Annotated in this window: 15 protein-coding genes; 7 read left to right on the top strand and 8 right to left on the bottom strand. The window is 65.9% G+C overall.

Annotation, left to right across the window (positions count from 1 at the left end):
- The first annotated feature begins 21 nt into the window (after positions 1 to 21).
- The 5 genes from ACOYR4_RS09340 (at position 22) to ACOYR4_RS09320 (ending at position 5765) form a co-directional block, all read left to right on the top strand.
- A complete protein-coding gene (locus ACOYR4_RS09340; RefSeq protein WP_422849337.1) occupies positions 22 to 1545 on the top strand; it encodes a 3-hydroxyacyl-CoA dehydrogenase in 1524 nt (507 codons plus the stop codon).
- Between the two features lie 36 nt (positions 1546 to 1581).
- The gene (locus tag ACOYR4_RS09335) at positions 1582 to 2361 is read left to right on the top strand and encodes an oxepin-CoA hydrolase, alternative type (RefSeq protein ID WP_422849336.1); all 780 of its coding nucleotides are present in this window, start codon (positions 1582 to 1584) and stop codon (positions 2359 to 2361) included.
- A 226-nt stretch (positions 2362 to 2587) separates the two neighbouring features.
- Entirely contained in the window at positions 2588 to 3307 is a 720-nt protein-coding gene (locus tag ACOYR4_RS09330) for a Crp/Fnr family transcriptional regulator (RefSeq protein ID WP_015013747.1), read from the top strand.
- A 44-nt stretch (positions 3308 to 3351) separates the two neighbouring features.
- Positions 3352 to 4437, top strand: coding sequence for a phosphotransferase (locus ACOYR4_RS09325; RefSeq protein WP_422849335.1), 1086 nt, complete (start codon positions 3352 to 3354; stop codon positions 4435 to 4437).
- Between the two features lie 53 nt (positions 4438 to 4490).
- Positions 4491 to 5765, top strand: coding sequence for an acyl-CoA dehydrogenase family protein (locus ACOYR4_RS09320; RefSeq protein ID WP_209819334.1), 1275 nt, complete (start codon positions 4491 to 4493; stop codon positions 5763 to 5765).
- Positions 5766 to 5801: 36 nt separating this feature from the next.
- On the opposite strand, the gene ACOYR4_RS09315 is transcribed toward ACOYR4_RS09320, so the two are convergent.
- The gene (locus tag ACOYR4_RS09315; protein WP_015013744.1) at positions 5802 to 6530 is read right to left on the bottom strand and encodes a hypothetical protein; all 729 of its coding nucleotides are present in this window, start codon (positions 6528 to 6530) and stop codon (positions 5802 to 5804) included.
- Positions 6531 to 6732: 202 nt separating this feature from the next.
- Here ACOYR4_RS09315 and ACOYR4_RS09310 point away from each other — a divergent pair, with 202 nt between their 5' ends.
- A complete protein-coding gene (locus tag ACOYR4_RS09310; protein WP_422849334.1) occupies positions 6733 to 7350 on the top strand; it encodes a hypothetical protein in 618 nt (205 codons plus the stop codon).
- Positions 7351 to 7447: 97 nt separating this feature from the next.
- Here ACOYR4_RS09310 and ACOYR4_RS09305 read toward each other — a convergent pair whose 3' ends face one another.
- The 3 genes from ACOYR4_RS09305 to ACOYR4_RS09295 all read right to left on the bottom strand — a co-directional run bounded on the left by ACOYR4_RS09305 (position 7448) and on the right by ACOYR4_RS09295 (position 12074).
- Positions 7448 to 8461 carry an asparaginase gene (locus ACOYR4_RS09305; protein WP_422849333.1) on the bottom strand — a complete coding sequence of 338 codons (1014 nt, stop codon included), beginning with the start codon at positions 8459 to 8461 and terminating at the stop codon, positions 7448 to 7450.
- 17 nt (positions 8462 to 8478) lie between these two features.
- A complete protein-coding gene (locus tag ACOYR4_RS09300; protein WP_422849332.1) occupies positions 8479 to 11031 on the bottom strand; it encodes a penicillin acylase family protein in 2553 nt (850 codons plus the stop codon).
- Positions 11032 to 11144: 113 nt separating this feature from the next.
- Positions 11145 to 12074 carry an adenylate/guanylate cyclase domain-containing protein gene (locus ACOYR4_RS09295; RefSeq protein ID WP_209819322.1) on the bottom strand — a complete coding sequence of 310 codons (930 nt, stop codon included), beginning with the start codon at positions 12072 to 12074 and terminating at the stop codon, positions 11145 to 11147.
- A gap of 391 nt (positions 12075 to 12465) precedes the next feature.
- Here ACOYR4_RS09295 and ACOYR4_RS09290 point away from each other — a divergent pair, with 391 nt between their 5' ends.
- Entirely contained in the window at positions 12466 to 12825 is a 360-nt protein-coding gene (locus ACOYR4_RS09290; RefSeq protein WP_110958982.1) for a hypothetical protein, read from the top strand.
- A gap of 85 nt (positions 12826 to 12910) precedes the next feature.
- Here ACOYR4_RS09290 and ACOYR4_RS09285 read toward each other — a convergent pair whose 3' ends face one another.
- From ACOYR4_RS09285 to ACOYR4_RS09270, 4 genes are all read right to left on the bottom strand, one after another.
- Positions 12911 to 13894, bottom strand: a complete 984-nt coding sequence (locus tag ACOYR4_RS09285; protein WP_422849331.1) for an LD-carboxypeptidase — start codon at positions 13892 to 13894, stop codon at positions 12911 to 12913.
- A gap of 84 nt (positions 13895 to 13978) precedes the next feature.
- Entirely contained in the window at positions 13979 to 15370 is a 1392-nt protein-coding gene (gene tadA, locus ACOYR4_RS09280) for a tRNA adenosine(34) deaminase TadA (protein ID WP_422849330.1), read from the bottom strand.
- A 58-nt stretch (positions 15371 to 15428) separates the two neighbouring features.
- Complete coding sequence (locus tag ACOYR4_RS09275; RefSeq protein ID WP_060985300.1) at positions 15429 to 15680, bottom strand: hypothetical protein; 252 nt, start codon at positions 15678 to 15680, stop codon at positions 15429 to 15431.
- 152 nt (positions 15681 to 15832) lie between these two features.
- The gene (locus ACOYR4_RS09270; RefSeq protein ID WP_422849329.1) at positions 15833 to 16987 is read right to left on the bottom strand and encodes a branched-chain amino acid ABC transporter substrate-binding protein; all 1155 of its coding nucleotides are present in this window, start codon (positions 16985 to 16987) and stop codon (positions 15833 to 15835) included.
- Positions 16988 to 17128 lie beyond the last annotated feature (141 nt).

Here is a 17128-nt window from a genome sequence, read left to right as displayed (position 1 = left end):
GGCCAGAGCCATAATGCCGCTATGAAAATTCAGTTTCCCAACATCGCCATCGTGGGCACCGGCGCCATGGGCCGGGGCATTGCGCAAATTGCTGCCCAGGCCGGTAGCCAGGTTTTTCTGCTGGACGCCAACCCCGGGGCCGCCGACGCCGCCCGGGCCGCCTTGCAGGAACAATGGAACAAGCTGGTCGCCAAGGGCCGGATCGAGGCTGACCAAGCCACCGCGCTGACTGCACGGCTGCACCCCGTCACAACGGTGGCCGAGCTGGCGGCCTGCGACCTGGTGTTGGAGGCCATCGTGGAGCGGCTGGATGCCAAACAGGCCCTCTTCGTTGAACTGGAGGGGGTGGTGCGCGCCGATGCGGTGCTGGCGACCAACACATCCTCCCTGTCCGTGACGGCGATTGGCGCATCCCTCAAGCACCCGGAACGCCTGGCGGGGTTCCACTTCTTCAACCCCGTTCCGCTGATGAAGGTGGTGGAGGTCATTGCGGGCCTCAAGACCGATCCATCCATCTGCACTGCGCTGGCCGCCTATGCCAAGGCCATGGGCCACACCCCGGTGCAGGCACAGGACACCCCGGGCTTTATCGTGAACCACGCCGGGCGCGGCTTTGGCACGGAGGCCCTGCGCATCGTGGGCGAAGGTGTGGCCGACTTCGCCACCATCGACCGCATCCTGCGCGACCAGGTCGGCTTCAAGCTCGGGCCCTTCGAGTTGATGGACCTGACGGCGCTGGACGTGTCGCATCCGGTCATGGAATCGATCTACCGCCAGTATTACGACGAACCCCGTTTCCGCCCCAGCGTGATCACGGCCCAGCGCCTGGCAGGGGGCGTGGTAGGCAAGAAGGTGGGCGAAGGCTTCTACCGCTACGTGGAGGGTGTGGCCCAGGTGCCCGCCGAGGCACCCGTCCCCGTCGTCAACGACATTCCCCCGGTGTGGGTGTCCCCGCGCGCTGCGCGCCGGGCCGAGCTGTACCAATTGCTCAAGGACCTGGGGGCCACCATCGAAACCGGTCAATCGCCCTCCCCCCAGGCCATCACGCTGGTGGCCCCGCTGGGCTTTGACGTGACCACCGTGGCGGTGGTGGAGCGGCTGGACCCGGCCCGCACCATCGGCATCGACATGCTGATCGATGACGCCGCCACCAAGCGCCGCGTGCTGGCCACCAACCCCGCCACGCGCGTCGACATCCGCAACGCGGCGCATGCGCTGTTTGCGCGCGATGGCAAAGCCGTCAGCGTGATCCGTGACAGCGGCGGTTTTGTCACGCAGCGCGTGGTGGCCACCATCGTCAACATCGCCAGCGACATCTGCCAGCAAGGCATCTGCACCCCCAAGGACCTGGAGACCGCCGTGACCCTGGGCCTGGGCTACCCGCTGGGCCCGCTGGCCATGGGCGACCGCTGGGGCCCCACCAACATCCTGGAGGTGCTGTTCAACATGCAGACCGTGTACGGTGACACGCGCTACCGCCCCAGCCCCTGGCTGCGCCGGCGCGGGGCCATCGGCCTGAGCTTGAGCCACGTCGAAGAAGCCTGATCGCCCAGCACCACGGCCACCTCACCCAAGACCGCCATGCCCGCAGAACTCCAGAGCACCAGCCAGGGACAGACCCTGATCCTGACCCTCCGCAACCCCGAGCGGCGCAACGCCATCGACCCGGTGATGTACGCCGCCGGCGTGGAAGCGCTAGGTGTGGCCGAAAGCAGCCCTGACATCCGCAGCGTGGTCATCACCGGCTCGGACGGCATGTTCTGCTCGGGCGGCAACCTGCAGCGGCTGCTGGCCAACCGGCAACAGCCGCCCGAGGTTCAGGCGCAGAGCATCGAAGGCCTGCACAACTGGATCGAGACCATCCGCACCTATCCCAAGCCGGTAATTGCGGCCGTGGAGGGTGCTGCGGCCGGGGCCGGGTTTTCTCTGGCGCTGGCCTGCGACTTCATCGTGGCGGCCCGCAATGCCGTGTTTGTGATGGCCTACAGCAATGTGGCCCTGTCGCCCGATGGCGGCGCCAGCTGGAGCTTGGCCCAGGCGCTGCCGCGCCAGCTGGCCACCGAAATCCTCATGTGCGGCGACCGCATCGGCGCCGAGCGCCTGCATGCAATGGGCCTGGTCAACCGCGTTGCCGAAGCAGGCAGCGCACTCGACGCGGCCCTCGCGCTGGCAGAGCAGCTCAACGCCCGTGCGCCGAACGCATTGGCCAGCATCAAGGAACTGCTGAACGAAGCCCCGCAGGTCCAGCTCACGCACCACCTGGGCCAGGAGCGCGACCACTTCGTGAAGAACCTGCACCACGCCAACGGCGGCACAGGCATCTCCGCGTTCCTGGAAAAGCGCGTGCCGCGCTACGAATAGCGCTGCGCCTCAAACGCCTCGGCATATCCACCGTCACAGGCACATCAACCCCCGGCACGCTGCCACCCAGCACCGGGGGTTTTTTATTGCCCCATCACGTGTTTGCGACCTCGCAGTGACCCGCCAACGCGCGCTTACGCGCAGACACGCAGGTGACAACCCTGACGCATTGCGCAGGTCCCTGACGCGACAATGGGCCTGTTTCTAGTCACCCAAAAGACAGGCCATGGACGACCCGATTCTTACTATCGAAGAACGTGAAGCGATCAACTCCGGTCGCTGGTTTTCATCACTCTCACCTTCGCTACGCCACGACATCCTCCGATGTGCATACGTCAAACGCTTCAAGGACGGCGGCCTGATTGCCGCACGCGGGGATCCACCCGAGGAGTGGATTGCTTGCGCACGGGGTGCGGTGCGGGTGAGCTCCACCTCCATCTCGGGCAAGCAGATCACGCTGACGTATGTGGAGCCGGGCATCTGGTTTGGCGACGTGGCGATCTTCGACGGGGACCGGCGCACACACGACGCCTACGCGCATGGCGACACCACGATCCTGTGCGTGGCCAAGGCCGACTTCCGCAAGATTCTGGCCGTACACACCGAGCTGTACGAGGCCATGCTGCGCTTGCATGCGCGTCGCATTCGCCAGCTGTTCGGGCTGGTGGAAGACCTCAACACTTTGCCCCTGCGCTCACGCCTGGCCAAACAGCTGGTGCACCTGGTGCGCAGCTATGGGGTACCCAGCCTATCGGACGGCAGCGAGATGCGCATCAGCCTGCAACTGGCGCAGGAAGAACTGGCCCAACTGCTGGGCGCATCACGCCAACGCGTGAACCAGGAGCTCAAGGCCATGGAACGCGAAGACGCGATCCGCATCGAGCCGGGCGGCCTGGTGGTGCGTGACCGCGAAGCCCTCATGCGCATCGCAGAAGCCGACAACTGAGCCACCAACCCCATCACTGACTGCACGACCTTTCATCCGCCTCCATGAGCAACTTTGACCATTTCGTCGGCACCCGCCCTGTTTCCGATCAGCATGCTTTTGACATCGAAGCGCTGACCGCATGGCTCTCCAAGAACATGGAGGGCTTTGCTGGCCCGCTGACGGTGGAGATGTTCAAGGGCGGGCAGTCCAACCCCACCTACAAGCTCATCACGCCCAGCGCCAGCTATGTCATGCGCGCCAAGCCCGGGCCCGTGGCCAAGCTGCTGCCGTCGGCCCATGCCATCGAGCGCGAGTTTGCGGTGATGAGCGGCCTGTACGGCACCGACGTACCCGTGCCGCGCATGTTCGTGCTGTGCGAGGACGAGTCGGTGATCGGGCGTGCCTTCTACGTGATGGAGTGCATGCAGGGCCGCGTGCTGTGGGACCAATCCCTGCCGGGCATGACGCCTGCTGAACGCGGTGACATCTACAACGAGATGAACCGGGTGATCGCAGCGCTGCACACCGTGAAGTTTGCGGACCGTGGCTTGGCCAACTACGGCAAGCCAGGCAACTACTTTGACCGCCAGATCGGCCGCTGGAGCAAGCAGTACGTGGCGTCCATCACGCAACCCATCGAAGAGATGGACCGCCTGATGGAATGGCTGCCCGCCAACATGCCCGCCAGCGCGCGGGACGAGGGCCATGTGTCCATCGTGCACGGCGACTTTCGCCTGGACAACCTGATGTTCCACCCCACCGAGCCCCGCGTGATTGCCGTGCTCGACTGGGAACTGTCCACGCTGGGCCACCCCCTGGCGGACTTCAGCTACCACTGCATGAGCTGGCACATTCCCGCATCGCTCGGGCGTGGCATTGCGGGGCTGGACCTGGGCGCCCTGGGCATCCCCGACGAAGACACCTACATCCGCCGCTACTGCGAGCGCACCGGCATCGCCACGCCCCAAGCCTTGCGCGCGGACTGGAACTTCTACCTCGCCTACAACATGTTCCGCATCGCCGCGATTCTGCAGGGCATTGCCAAGCGGGTAGAGGCCGGCACAGCCTCCAGCGCCCAGGCCAAGGCCTCGGGCGACACCGCACGGCCCATGGCCCAGCTGGCCTGGTCGTTTGCACAGCGCGGCTGAACACACGACGCGACCCCAGCGCCGTCCCACGATTACCAACGGAGAAGAAACCCATGGACTTTGACTACTCGCCCAAAACCAAGGAACTGCAGGCCAAGCTGCTCCAGTTCATGGATGACCACATCTATCCGAACGAGTCCGCCTACAAGGATGAACTGGCCGCCAACACCGCCGCTGGCAAACGCTGGAGCGCGCTGAACACCATCGAAAACCTCAAGCCCAAGGCGCAGGCCGCCGGGTTGTGGAACCTGTTTCTGCCGGTCGATAGCGCTGCAGCCTCGGGCTATTCGGGTGCGGGTCTCACCAACCAGGAATACGCACCGCTGGCTGAAATCATGGGCCGCGTGCCATGGGCCAGCGAGGTGTTCAACTGCTCCGCCCCCGACACCGGCAACATGGAAACCATTGCCCGCTACGGTGACGAAGCCAACAAGGCCCGCTGGCTCAAGCCACTGCTCGAAGGCAAGATCCGCTCGGCCTTTGCCATGACCGAGCCCGATGTGGCATCGAGCGACGCCACCAACATCGAAACGCGCATCGAGCGCCAGGGCGACGAGTACGTGATCAACGGCCGCAAGTGGTGGATCTCCGGCGCTGCCGACCCGCGCTGCGCCGTGTTCATCACCATGGGCAAGACCGATCCCGAAGCCCCCCGCCACTCGCAGCAAAGCATGGTGCTGGTACCCGCTGACACCCCCGGCATCAAGATCATCCGCCCGTTGAACGTGCTGGGCTACGACGATGCGCCGCACGGCCACGTAGAGATGACGTTCGAGAACGTGCGTGTGCCCGTCTCCAACATCCTGCTGGGCGAAGGCCGTGGCTTCGAGATCGCCCAAGGCCGCCTGGGCCCCGGACGCATCCACCACTGCATGCGCCTGATCGGCCTGGCCGAGCGTGCTTTGGAGCTGATGTGCAAGCGCGCGTCCTCGCGCGTGGCCTTCGGCAAGACCGTGGCGCAGCAGACGGTGACGCAAGAGCGCATTGCCGAGGCCCGCTGCAAGATCGACATGGCCCGCCTGCTCACCCTGAAGGCTGCCTGGCTGATGGACGTGGCCGGCAACAAGGTCGCCAAGACAGAGATCGCCATGATCAAGGTGGTGGCCCCTAGCATGGCCTGCCAGGTCATCGACTGGGCCATGCAGGTGCACGGCGGTGGCGGCATGTCTGACGACTTCCCGCTCGCCTATGCCTACGCCGGTGCGCGCACCCTGCGCTTTGCCGACGGCCCGGACGAAGTGCACCGCAACGCGATTGCCAAGTGGGAACTGGGCAAGTACGGCACCTACGGCCGCGACGCCGCCGTGCCGGTCACACGCGGTAGCTGACGCTCCACGGCACAGGACACGGGACCCGCAGAAGCCCTACTGCGGGTCTTCAGCGTCTTCCGTCGGCCCGCCTGCGGCCGCAGGCGGCGGCAGGTTGTTCAATGCCCCCTGGGCAGCCGCCAGCAGCAATTGCGTGGCCTGTGCGATCTCCGTCAGGCTGCGCTGCGTGTGCTCCATGCGCAGGTACACCTTGCCGCGCACCAGCATCAACAGCAGCGGCGGCTGCGCCCGTACCGCCCCACCCTCGCCTTCCACGATATTGAGCAACTGGGACACCACCGGCGCATGGATCCAGCGCTGCGCGGTCTCCATGCGCTCGGCCACCACCGCAAAGTGCTGGCGAAACGAAGCCGGCAGCCCCGGCCAAGTCACCTCTTCAAACATGGCCAGCCAGCGCATTTCCTCGGGCAGGCTGGCATTGACTGTGGTCTGCAGGGTGTCGGTGATGGCGTTGTAGGCATTGCCCTCCAGGGACTCCTGCAAGGGGCGGTTGAGCACCATCACCGCCGCGTCCGGGTCCACCCCCAGGTCGGCGCGCCCCCGCAACTCCAGGCCGCGCACGTAGTCGCGCGTGGGGTTGCCACATTCCAGCCGCCACGGGTGGCCGTTCAGGTCGCCTCCCAGGTCAAAATGTCCGTCCACCGCCTGCGGCACCACCGCCAGGCGCTGGGTGGCCGCCCAACGCACCACCTCCTGGTTGGACACGGGCCGCGCGGCATTCGGGCCGCCGGGCAGATGCAGTGCTTTGCGAAGACGGTCAAACATGGCAATTCGAAGCCCCAGGCTTCGCGGGAGTCACGAATGCAGGCATTATTGGGGGCATTGGCCGCTGCAGCAAACTGGACCTGACGCCTTCTGTGAGCTTGTTCACCCTGACCGCAATAAACTGCGGCGAGCGGCAAGTGCGGCCACTGCCTGGGGGCGGTCAATGGCTGCGAAGTAAACAGCCCACACACCACTCTTCTTCATGGACCGCAGACTTGCCCTGATCACCCTGTCTGGTGCGCTAGCCGCACCGGGGACTGCCCTGGCGCTGCCCGACGACGCATCGGCCCGGGTGCGCCAACTGGTGCGCTGGTCCACTGCAACGGCCGACCACCAGGGCTTGCCATTTGCCGTGATCGACAAGCCTGCCGCGCGCATCCACGTGTTTTCCGCACAGGCCCAATGGCTGGGCAGCGCACCCGTGCTGCTGGGGGCCGCTGCGGGTGACCGCTCAGCCCCGGGCATCGGGGCCAAGCCCCTGGCCCACATCCGCCCGCACGAACGCACCACCCCTGCAGGCCGCTTTGTGACCGAGCCCGGCCGCAACCTGCAGGGTGAAGACATTGTGTGGATCGACTACGACGCTGCCGTCTCGCTGCACCGGGTGCGCAGCGTGAGCGCCACAGAGCGCCGCCTGCAGCGTCTTGCAAGCCCCGGCGCGCGGGACAAACGCATAAGCTACGGCTGCGTTAACGCACCTGCCGCGTTCTACGACCAGTTCATCGCACCTTGGTTCGGGCGGGCACCGGGGGTGATCTACGTGCTGCCGGACATCGAGCCTTTTGCTACATTTTTTGAAGCAGCCAGCGCATATGAATAGTGCGCTACCGGCCGATTTCAATCAAATTCTCTGCCCAACACGCCGTGGGACCAGGAACCGGCACTTCCGGCGGTAGCCACCCAGACGTCGCCCGGACTCAAGCCGCTGCGCGTTGCAAGCGAAAGACCGGCCGCCGGCCGCCCACCACCAACCCCTTGGCATTGCGGATGACCGCGTTTCTGCGCGGCGCCAGGGCCTCTTGCTGGGTGGCGTCCAGCCATCCCAGCTGGTCCATCACCTCCACCGCAGCCGCCACCTGCGCCGTCATGTTGCCGTCCATGATCTTGAGGGCAAAGGCCTCGCCACGGCTGCGGCTGCCCACCACCTGCACCCCGTCGGCCCCGGTCTTCGAGACCCAGTCGCCCTGCCCCACCTGCATGAAATCCAGGTCGTGCCGCCCGGTGCCTGAGCCCAGCTCGGGCCGCGCCACCATGGCGTCGGCCAGTGCGGTCAGGCTTTCATGCAGGTCGGTGTCGGGCGCCCCACCCGCCAGGCGCGCATAGCCCCGGGCCAGGTGCGCGAGCGGCATGGCGTAGTTGGGGGCGGAGCATCCATCGATGCCCATGACCAGTTGCTCAGGCCCCAGCCCCACTGCCTGCGCCACCCGCTCACGAATCGCCCGCTGCAACGGGTGCGCAGGGTCCAGATGGTTGTCGAGTGGCCAGCCCTGCTGCACACAATGGGCGACAAAACCTGCGTGTTTGCCGCTGCAGTTGTTGTGGCGTTCGTCCGGCACAAAGCCGTCTGGCAGCGAACCCAGCCCCAGCTCGGCAAACAGCGGCCGGTGGCAGCCGCAGCGCAGGGCGCGGTAGTTCTGCCCCACACTACCCAGCATGCGCTCGACCTGCTCGACATGCATGGCCTCGCCGTTGTGGCTGGCGCACAGCAGCGCCAGTTCATCCGCGCCCCAGCCCAGCGCCTGGGCGCCGCCAGACTGCATGAATGGCAGGGCCTGAAATGCCTTGATGGTGGAGCGCGTGAACGTGACCGTGTAAGGGTCGCCCGCCTGCGCCAGCACGCGGCCGTTGCGGTCGGCCACCGCCACGGCGCCCCAGTGCTGGCATTCGGCAAGATTACCCCGGGTCACCTCTATCAACGGAACAAAACCCATGGTGATCTCCAGCGTGGTTATTGCGCCGCCGGTGCGGGGGCCAGCGTCAACTCATGGGCCCAGCGTGCTGGCTGGCGCTGCAACGCGCGGTAGCCCGTCTGCGCCCAGGTGCTGCTCATGTCTCGGTAACGCGGCGAAAACACCAGGCCGCTTTGCCCGGTCTGGTAGATGAAGCGCGACTGTTCCAAGTCGGCCAGGTCGTACACCGCGCGCAGCGATGCGGCATGGCGGTTCACAAACGGGCCCTTGGCTTCGCCCGCGTTGTACTGCCCCACATTGACCGTGTAGGAATCGCCATGCGATGGTTCGCTTACGTCAAAAAAGCGGGCCAGCGCGGGCACATTGCCAAACGGCCGGTGCACGCTGAGCGCCGGGTGCGCCGCGCCCCAGCGCCATTGCGCAGGGTCGGCGCCGTAGGCCGCCTGCAGCCGGTCGAGCGCACGGCCCAGGGCTGCGGCCGATTGCTCTGCGCACGAGGAAGGCTGGCACCACCAGGAGTCGTTGCGCTCCAGAATGCCCTCCAGAGCCGCCCGGTAGTCGCGTTTGCCATAGGTGGCTGTGAATCGCGCCTCGCCAATGCGAGGCACGATCAGGCCACGCGCCAGCTCGTCGGTCCACGCGGCAAACACCAGGGGCGCTGCCTTGCCCGCATCCATCACGCCGTCAAAGCCCTTGAGCTGCTCTTGCGCAGCCGCTGCCAGCGGGTGCGATGACTTGGCCTGCTGGAGGTAGGGCAGCAGCTTGCGCGTGGCCAGTGAGGTCACATCGCGATGAATGGCCTGCATGCTTGCGGCATCGTGCTTGTCGGTCGCCTCGATCAGCTGCGCAATGCGTTCGTAGCGGTAAGGCAAGGCCCAGTCTTGGGTCAGGTAGTGGGGATAGTCGGGCGCCGTCACCCGTTGGTTGGCGGTGGCTATCCAGCCCCGGGCGCCGTTGTCCTCCGGCGTCTGGTCGTACGGCAGCCAGCCCTTCCAGTCGTACCGGGCGTCCCAGCCCGGCGAAGGCGCCACGCCCCGGATGTCGTTGGCAGCGTCTCGCACGGGCGCGCGGCCTGCGGCCTTAAAGCGGATGTTGCCCTGGTCATCGGCCGCCACCACGTTCTGCATCGGCGAGTGGTAGTGCGACAGGGCCGCGAACAACGCGTCCACCGATTTCGCCTGGTTGGTCTGCAGGCCCGCCAGCACCGTCTGGTTGTCGGCATCAAGCGCGCTCCAGCGCAGCGCCAGCACGTATTTGCCAAGGTCCAGCACATCGGCATGCGACTTCTGCGCATCGCTCAACACGGGGCCGTGCCGCGTGCTGCGCACCTTCAGGGCGACATCGGCCTGCCCTTTCACACGGATGGTTTCGTCACGCACAGTGAAGGGCGCCCAGCCCTCGGGCGTGCGGTACTGCGAGGCGTCGGCGGGGTTGATCTGCTCCAGGTACAGGTCCTGAACATCGGGGCCGGTGTTGGTGAAGCCCCAGGCCACTTTGTCCGTGCGGCCCAGCACCACAAAGGGCATGCCGGGCAAGGTGGCGCCCACCGCGTCGATGGCGCCGATGGGGGTACCGTCAGACGCCTGGCCCGCAGGTGCCTGCAAGCCTGCAAAGTACCAGATGGCAGGTGCCGACAGGCCCAGGTGCGGGTCGTTGGCCAGCAGCGGTTTGCCACTGACGGTGCGGGTGCCCGCGAGCACCCAGTTGTTGCTGCCCTTGCCCTCGTTGGTACCTGCGTTGCGGGTCAGTTCGTCAGCCCAGGCCAGCATGCCGGCACTGATCTGGCGGGACAAAGGCCCGTCACCCAGCGCGGCATATGCAGCCCCCCGGTCGACCGGTTCAGCGGCGGCCGCCGGTGCAGCAGAAGCGCTGGCATCGGTGGCCCGGTACACCCCCAGCTGCCGGTACAACGCAGCCAGGTCGGCCGAGGCTGCGGGGCGCTCGCCCGGGTACGGTGGCATCAGTTGCCACAGGCGCTCGGTATCCAGCGTTTTGGCGATGGACAGCCGCGCAAACTCGTTGCCCCAGTTGCCGCCCAGGTCCAGCGCCATCATCAGCGCCCAGCCCACGCTGTCCTCGGGCTCCCACACCGCGCCTGCGGCTCCACCGGGCTGAACGCCCAGGATGTGGAACTCAGGCGGCAGCGCCTGGGGGCGGTTCTGGTGGAAGGCATGAATGCCTTGGCTGTAAGCCTGCAGGGCCTCCCGGGCATACAACGGCAGGCCTGCGTACTGCCGCTTGGCCGTGCCCATGATGTCCAGCGTGCGCATGAGCTTGTCGGTCTCCAGCGTGGCGGGCCCGAACACCTCGGACAGCTCGCCATGCATCACGCGGCGGTTGAACTCCAGCTGCCAAGTGCGCTCCTGCGCGTGCACGTAGCCCATGGCAAACCAGGCATCCTGCGGGCTCTGCGCGCGGATGTGGGTCACATCGGCGCCATCGCGCTGCACCTGCACGGCCTGGCGCAGGCCCTTGACCACCAGCTTGCCATCCAGCGTCGCAAAGCTGCGCTGCACATACACGGCAGCCCCCGTGCCAGCCAGCAAGGCCGCCACCACCAGCCCGACGGCCGTTCGCTTCATCCACGCCATGTCTCGTGTCTCCTGATTGTTCTGGGTTGTTTGTGTTGGTTCGGAAGTGAAATGGCTGCACGCTGACCAGGAGCCCGCCGCACGGCAACAGCCGTCGGCCCCGGCCCAAGGCCTCAGCCCAGATGAACGCTGGTGCCGGACACCTGAAAGTTCATGACCGGGGCACTGGACTCGGTGAAAGGAACGCCCAGCGCAATCTGCCCCGTGCCATGCAGGATGCAGGCATCGCGGCGCAGCCGCACGGGCGAGTCGCTGCCGTCAAACCGCACCCAGGTGCCGAAGCTGCTCATGTCGGTCAGCACAAAGCCGCTGTTGCGCCAGTCGATGCGCGCATGCAGCCTGGAGACGCGGGGGTCGTTGATGCACAGCTGGGCATGGGTGGCACGCCCCACATGCACGGGCGCATCCGACGAGGTGAACGACATGTCCACGCCATGCCAGGAAAACTGGATCTGCCCCAGTATGGAATCGGCCGGTGCGAAGCTGCTGACCAGCGCCGCCTGCATGGTGAGCGAGTCAGGCTCTTCGTTCTCGCGCCATTCCACCTGGTAAAGCATCTGCAACTCGGCCTTGCCACGGATCTCCATGAGGCCGAGCTTGCGGTACCACACATCGGCCGCCGCCCCTGCCAGCAGCACCGCTGTCTCGGTGGCCCAGATTTCAGCCGGGCCTGCGCGCTCACACAGGCGGGAGGCCACATTGACGGCATCGCCATAGCAGTCACCGTCCACGTCCACCACCTCGCCACTGGCCACCCCCACACGGATGTCCATGCGCAGCGGCTGCGGCCACCGGTCCAGGCGCGCCTGGTGCTGGCGCAGCATGTGGGTGGTGGCGGTGACGGCACTGGCCGCGTCACCAAACACGCACAGCACCCCGTCGCCCAGCTTTTTGACGACGCGGCCCGCATGCGCCTCGATGGTGTCACTGATCCACTGCGTGACCTGGGTCACAGCCTCGGTGGCACGCTCGTTGCCCAGCGTTTCATACAACGAGGTGCTGCCCGAGATGTCTGCGAAGACCACCGTCGACAACACACTCATGAACGATGGCCGATAAGTAACATCATGTGAATCAGTTTAGTGCAAGCTCAACGAAGACGCACCTAACAAAGCGTCAACAATCCTTTGCCAAGGTCTTTGCAAGCCTGAGAGGCCTGCCGCCGCGACCCGGGCATCGGTTCGGAGGCGCTCTATGAGGGTGCCGGAGCGGCCACCTTCCTGCGCTCCCACCCTCGCCTTTGGCTGCACAACGGCTCGGCCGCCCCAGCCACGCTTGGCCCCCGCGAACGTTCGTGCGGAATGCGTAAAAGTTCGCAACAAACCGGGGCATCGTGTTGTCTTTATGCAAAAACAGGAGCGCCACCCTTGCGTCAATCCTGAGTCCCGCTTACTTTGATCGACCCTGTTACAAAAACCGCACTTCCCTCCGCACATGCGCTGGAACAAGCCCAATCTCCGCAACAACCTGCACGACCTGCTGGGCCGTGACAAGCCGTCTTCGACGGCGTGGGTGCGCGACCAGGGTCTGGAAGAGGTGCGGCGTGCCATGCTGCACAGCCTGATGGGGCTGACCGGGTGCGAAGTGGCGCGCATGAACATGCGCCTGCGCTACGCGGGCGATATTGAAGCGCTGTGGTACCTGCGCAGCGATTTGCTCGACACACTCACCCTGCTGCGCGGCGAGGCCATCGCGCAAACGGTGCTGGACCGGATCACACCGATGTTTCAGGGACAGTTGCCCCTGTCGCTGCGGGTGCCGCAAATGCCGCACACACCCCGCGCGCACCTCTGACATTCTGAAATTTCGGCCCTCAGTGCCTGGGCCCGTTCACCTTTGGCACCACGGTCAGGGCCGCCCCAGCGGAGGCCCTACCCCCTCAGTGCTGGTGCCCCCAATAGATCAGCGCGTCCCGCTCTTCCACTGACAACGACACCGTAGCGCCCACGGGCAGCAACACCTTGGTCTCGACATGCCCGAACGGCAGGTTGGTCAGCACGGGGGCCTTGATCTGGGTGCGCAGCCAGTCCACCACCGACTGCAGCTTGTAGCCCTTGTCATGCGGCGCCAGCTTGAAATTGGTGAACTGCCCCAGCACCACGGCCTTTTGCTGGGCCAGCACACCGGCGTGCAGCAGTTGGGTCAGCATGCGTTCAATGCGGTAGGGATGCTCGTGCACATCCTCTACAAACAGCACTCCGCCCTTGACCTGCGGGAAATAGGGCGTGCCCACCAGCGATGCCAGCACTGCGAGGTTGCCGCCCCACAGGGTGGCGCTTTTCACATAGACGTTGGGCACAGCCGGCTTGCCAGTGGTGGCATGGGGCTTTTCCTTGTGCATGCGCCAGCCAGTGCCCTCGCCGTGGCCGGTCAGCAGGTCGTCAAAGCAGGCTTCCATGATGTCGTCGGGCTCGCCCTCTACCCCAAAATCGGCCCCCAGTGAGGGCCCTGCCCAGGTGGTGGCCCCGGTTTTGGCCAACACGGCGGTCTGGAAGGCGGTGAAGTCGCTCACGCCCACAAAGTGCGTGCCCTTTTCGATGGCCTTGGCCACCACCTTGTAGCGGATGCCCGGCAGGATGCGCGTGAGGCCATAGCCCCCGCGAGAGATCAGCGCCACATCGGCGCCGCTGGCCGCTGCACGGTGGATAGCAGCCAGCCGGGTGGCGTCGTCACCCGCAAAACGCGTGTGCGTGGCCAGTGCGTCCACATCCACCTCCACCTCATGGCCCTGGGCCTTGAGCCGGGCAATGCCCCGCTTGAAGGCCGCCTTGTCGCGCACGGCGCTGGAGGGCGAATAAATGTAGATGTGCTTGGGACCGTGGTCGTGGTCGCACTGGGAGTGGTCGTGATGGTGGTCGTGCAAAGCGCTCAGGCCCCGATGGGGTCTGCTCCGTAAACAGGGGGAATGCCCGGCGCCCCATGCAGTCAGGCGGCACCAGCGGGCAGATCAGTGGGTGAAGTATTCCACAGCCCGTGCTGCGATGGCCTCGCCATGCTCCTGAACAAAGTGGCCCGCATGGGGCAGCACCACCGGTTCGGGGCATCCACGGATGTGGTGTTGCAGCGCCCGCATGGTGGGCAACCCCAACACCGGGTCTTGCGCCCCCACCGCCATCAGGCTGCGGCCTTGCCACTGGTGGTGCCAGAAATCGCGGGCTGCACGCGACAGCGCCGCGCCGGGGTCGTCCAAAGCGGCGGGGACACGTTCGGGAAACGCCCGCAGCGCGGCACGGTAGCCCTTGTCGGGAAAAGGTGCATCGTAGGCCGCGCACTCAGCGGGGCTGAGGTGCGGATTGCCGCGTGCCAACAGGCGCCCTACCCCGTACAGCGGCTTGTCGCGGCACATGGCGCGCCAGTCGACAAAGCCCTGCGGCAACGGCGCATCGCCCGTGGCCAGCAACGTGTTCATTACCAGCAGGCCGCCAAACCGCTCAGGCATCGCCATGGGCAGCGTGAGGCCCAGGATGCCGCCCCAGTCTTGCACCACCAGCACGACATTGCGCAGGTCCAGCCGCTCGACCAGCTCCAGCAGCACTTGGCGGTGCCATTCGAACTGGTGCGCACCCTCCTTCTTGGGCTTGTCGCTTTTGCCAAAACCGATCAGGTCGGGCGCCACCACGCGGTCGCCCGCAGCCAGAAAGGCGGGCAGCATGCGGCGATAGAGGTAGCTCCAGGCGGGGTTGCCATGCAGGCACAGCCAGGTGCGCGATGCGTCGCGAGGGCCCTCGTCCAGGTAGTGCAGACGCAAGCCCGCCAGACTGGGCAGGTCGCTGATGTAATGGGGAGCCCAAGGGTAGCCGGGCAGGTGGGCAAACGCCGCATCGGGCGTGCGCAAGGCGTCGTCACGCAACGGGTGGCGGGCCAATGCCTCGGCGCGCTGCTGGCGGCGGCGCTGCGCAAAAAAGCGGCTCAGCAGACCGCCACATTCTTCGGCCAGCACCCCGCCCTGCACCTCGGTCTGGTGGTTGATCTCGGCATGCCCGAACAGGTTGAGCACTGACCCAGCCGCCCCGGTCTTGGGCTCCGGCGCGCCATACACCACCCGCGCCAGCCGCGCGTGCAGCATGGCGCCACTGCACATGGCGCAGGGTTCCAGCGTGACGTACAGGCTGCAGCCGTCCAGCCGGTAGTTGCCCAGCCGCTGCGCAGCCGCACGCAGGGCGACGATCTCGGCATGGGCCGTGGGGTCGTGGCCCTCTACCGGGGCATTGCGGCCGGTGGCGATGACCTGACCGTCCTTGACCACGATGGCGCCCACAGGCACCTCGCCCGCGCTGGCTGCGGCTTGCGCCTCGGCCAGGGCCAGTCGCATCCAGTGCGCGTCGTCGACCATCTTCATTACTATATTTTCAATAGCATCCAAGGCATGAAATATGTGCGCTTAGCAGCAATTTGGCTTATTTTTTCTCGTCTTCGGGCATGGGGCGTGCCTGTTGCATCAGGCCTTCTACCTGCTGCTTGACCTGCTGCTGCATCTGCTGGCTCTGCTCACGCACCGTGCCGGTGGGTGCCGAAGCAGGGGCCGCCGCACCCGTGGCGGTCTGTAGCGCAGGCACGGGGGCACGCGTGGCCGCGAGTTGCTTCTTGGCCAGCAGGCCCACGATGGCCAGCACCACCACCAGTCCAACCAATCCAAACAGTGCGCGCATACCTGGGCTCCTTGGCGGGCACCGGCGGCCCGCGGGTTCTTGCAATGGGGCCTGACTGTAAAGCCAAACGCCGCATGAACGCCGAATGCAAAAACGGCCGCACAAGGCGGCCGTTGGGGCAAGAGTCGTTCGAGCCGCCGAGGCGAACGGCCTCAGTTCAACGCCACGCGGCTGCCGTCCTTGAAGGTATAGAGCGTCACGGCGGGCGTCGTCAGCTCGCCCTTGGCGGTGAAGGCGATGTTGGCGGTCACGCCCTTGTACTCGGTCTTGGCCAGGAAAGGCGTGAACACCTTGGGGTCCACCGAGTTGGCGCGCTTCATCGCGTCGGCCAGCACCATGGCAGCGTCATAGGCGTAGGGGCTGTAGATCTGGAACTGGCCGGGGAACTTGGCGTCGTAGCGCTTCTTCCAGTCCGAGCCGCCCTGCATCTTGTCCACCGATGCACCGCCGGTGGCGCAGGTCACGTTCTTCAGCGCGGGCGTCTTGCCCGACAGTTCGGGCAGCTTCTCGGTGCACAGGGCATCGCCGCCAAAGAACTTCACGTTGCCCAGGCCCAGCTGCTCCATCTGGCGCAGCATGGGGCCCGCCTGCGCGTCCAGGCCGCCGTAGAAGATCGCGTCGGGCTTCTTGTTCTTGATGGCGGTGAGGATGGCCATGAAGTCGGTGGCCTTGTCGTTGGTGAACTCCTCGGCCACCACCTTCAGGCCCTTTTGCTGTGCCGTGGCCTTGAAGACCGAGGCCACGCCCTGGCCGTAGGCCGTGCGGTCGTCGATGATGGCCACGTTCTTGAGCTTGAGGTGGTCCGCGCCAAACAGCGCCAGCGCAGCGCCCAGCGCGTTGTCGTTGGCGATCAGGCGGAAGGTGGTCTTGTGGCCGGGCTTGGTCAGGTCGGGGTTGGAGGCCGAGGCCGTGATGTGGGGCAGGTCGCACTTGGCGTAGACGGCCGACGCGGGAATGGACGTGCCCGACTGCAGGTGGCCCACCACGCCTGCCACCTTCTGGTCGCACAGCTTCTGCGCTACGGCGGTGGCCTGGCGTGGGTCGCCCGCGTCGTCTTCGGCCGCGATTTCAAACCTGATCTTCTTGCCGCCGATGACGAGGTTCTGGGCGTTCAGGTCGTCAATGGCCAGACGCACGCCGTTTTCCGTGTCCTTGCCGATGTGGGCAATGCCGCCCGACACCGGTCCTGCGTGGGCGATCTTGACGGTTTGCACGTCCTGGGCGGAGGCCAGGTTGGCCGCCAGCGCAAGGGCGGTCAGGGCAGAAATACGGAACAGGGGCGAAGAAGCGAAAACGGGGCGCAGCACAGTACAAAGTCTCCTGGGTCAGTCAAAGCATCCTGTTGTGCACCGAACTTGTACACAACAAACCCCGCATCGTAGCCACCTCAACCCTCATTTTCGCAAAATTACTAAGCAAACTTAGTAATTTGCTCCAGCATTAACCGG

The sequence above is a fragment of the Acidovorax sp. M14 genome, from assembly GCF_049331375.1.
Classification (GTDB): Bacteria; Pseudomonadota; Gammaproteobacteria; order Burkholderiales; family Burkholderiaceae_C; genus Acidovorax.
The sequence above is the reverse complement of the archived record's forward strand: the minus strand, read 5'-3'. Positions and strand labels throughout refer to the sequence as shown.

What these genes read in the sequence shown, in the direction of transcription:
- ACOYR4_RS09340 (WP_422849337.1), top strand. Translation starts at nt 22, where the DNA reads ATGAAAATTCAGTTTCCCAACATCGCCATCGTGGGCACCGGCGCCATG.
- ACOYR4_RS09335 (WP_422849336.1), top strand. Translation starts at nt 1,582, where the DNA reads ATGCCCGCAGAACTCCAGAGCACCAGCCAGGGACAGACCCTGATCCTG.
- ACOYR4_RS09330 (WP_015013747.1), top strand. Translation starts at nt 2,588, where the DNA reads ATGGACGACCCGATTCTTACTATCGAAGAACGTGAAGCGATCAACTCC.
- ACOYR4_RS09325 (WP_422849335.1), top strand. Translation starts at nt 3,352, where the DNA reads ATGAGCAACTTTGACCATTTCGTCGGCACCCGCCCTGTTTCCGATCAG.
- ACOYR4_RS09320 (WP_209819334.1), top strand. Translation starts at nt 4,491, where the DNA reads ATGGACTTTGACTACTCGCCCAAAACCAAGGAACTGCAGGCCAAGCTG.
- ACOYR4_RS09315 (WP_015013744.1), bottom strand. Translation starts at nt 6,530, where the DNA reads ATGTTTGACCGTCTTCGCAAAGCACTGCATCTGCCCGGCGGCCCGAAT.
- ACOYR4_RS09310 (WP_422849334.1), top strand. Translation starts at nt 6,733, where the DNA reads ATGGACCGCAGACTTGCCCTGATCACCCTGTCTGGTGCGCTAGCCGCA.
- ACOYR4_RS09305 (WP_422849333.1), bottom strand. Translation starts at nt 8,461, where the DNA reads ATGGGTTTTGTTCCGTTGATAGAGGTGACCCGGGGTAATCTTGCCGAA.
- ACOYR4_RS09300 (WP_422849332.1), bottom strand. Translation starts at nt 11,031, where the DNA reads ATGGCGTGGATGAAGCGAACGGCCGTCGGGCTGGTGGTGGCGGCCTTG.
- ACOYR4_RS09295 (WP_209819322.1), bottom strand. Translation starts at nt 12,074, where the DNA reads ATGAGTGTGTTGTCGACGGTGGTCTTCGCAGACATCTCGGGCAGCACC.
- ACOYR4_RS09290 (WP_110958982.1), top strand. Translation starts at nt 12,466, where the DNA reads ATGCGCTGGAACAAGCCCAATCTCCGCAACAACCTGCACGACCTGCTG.
- tadA (WP_422849330.1), bottom strand. Translation starts at nt 15,370, where the DNA reads ATGAAGATGGTCGACGACGCGCACTGGATGCGACTGGCCCTGGCCGAG.
- ACOYR4_RS09275 (WP_060985300.1), bottom strand. Translation starts at nt 15,680, where the DNA reads ATGCGCGCACTGTTTGGATTGGTTGGACTGGTGGTGGTGCTGGCCATC.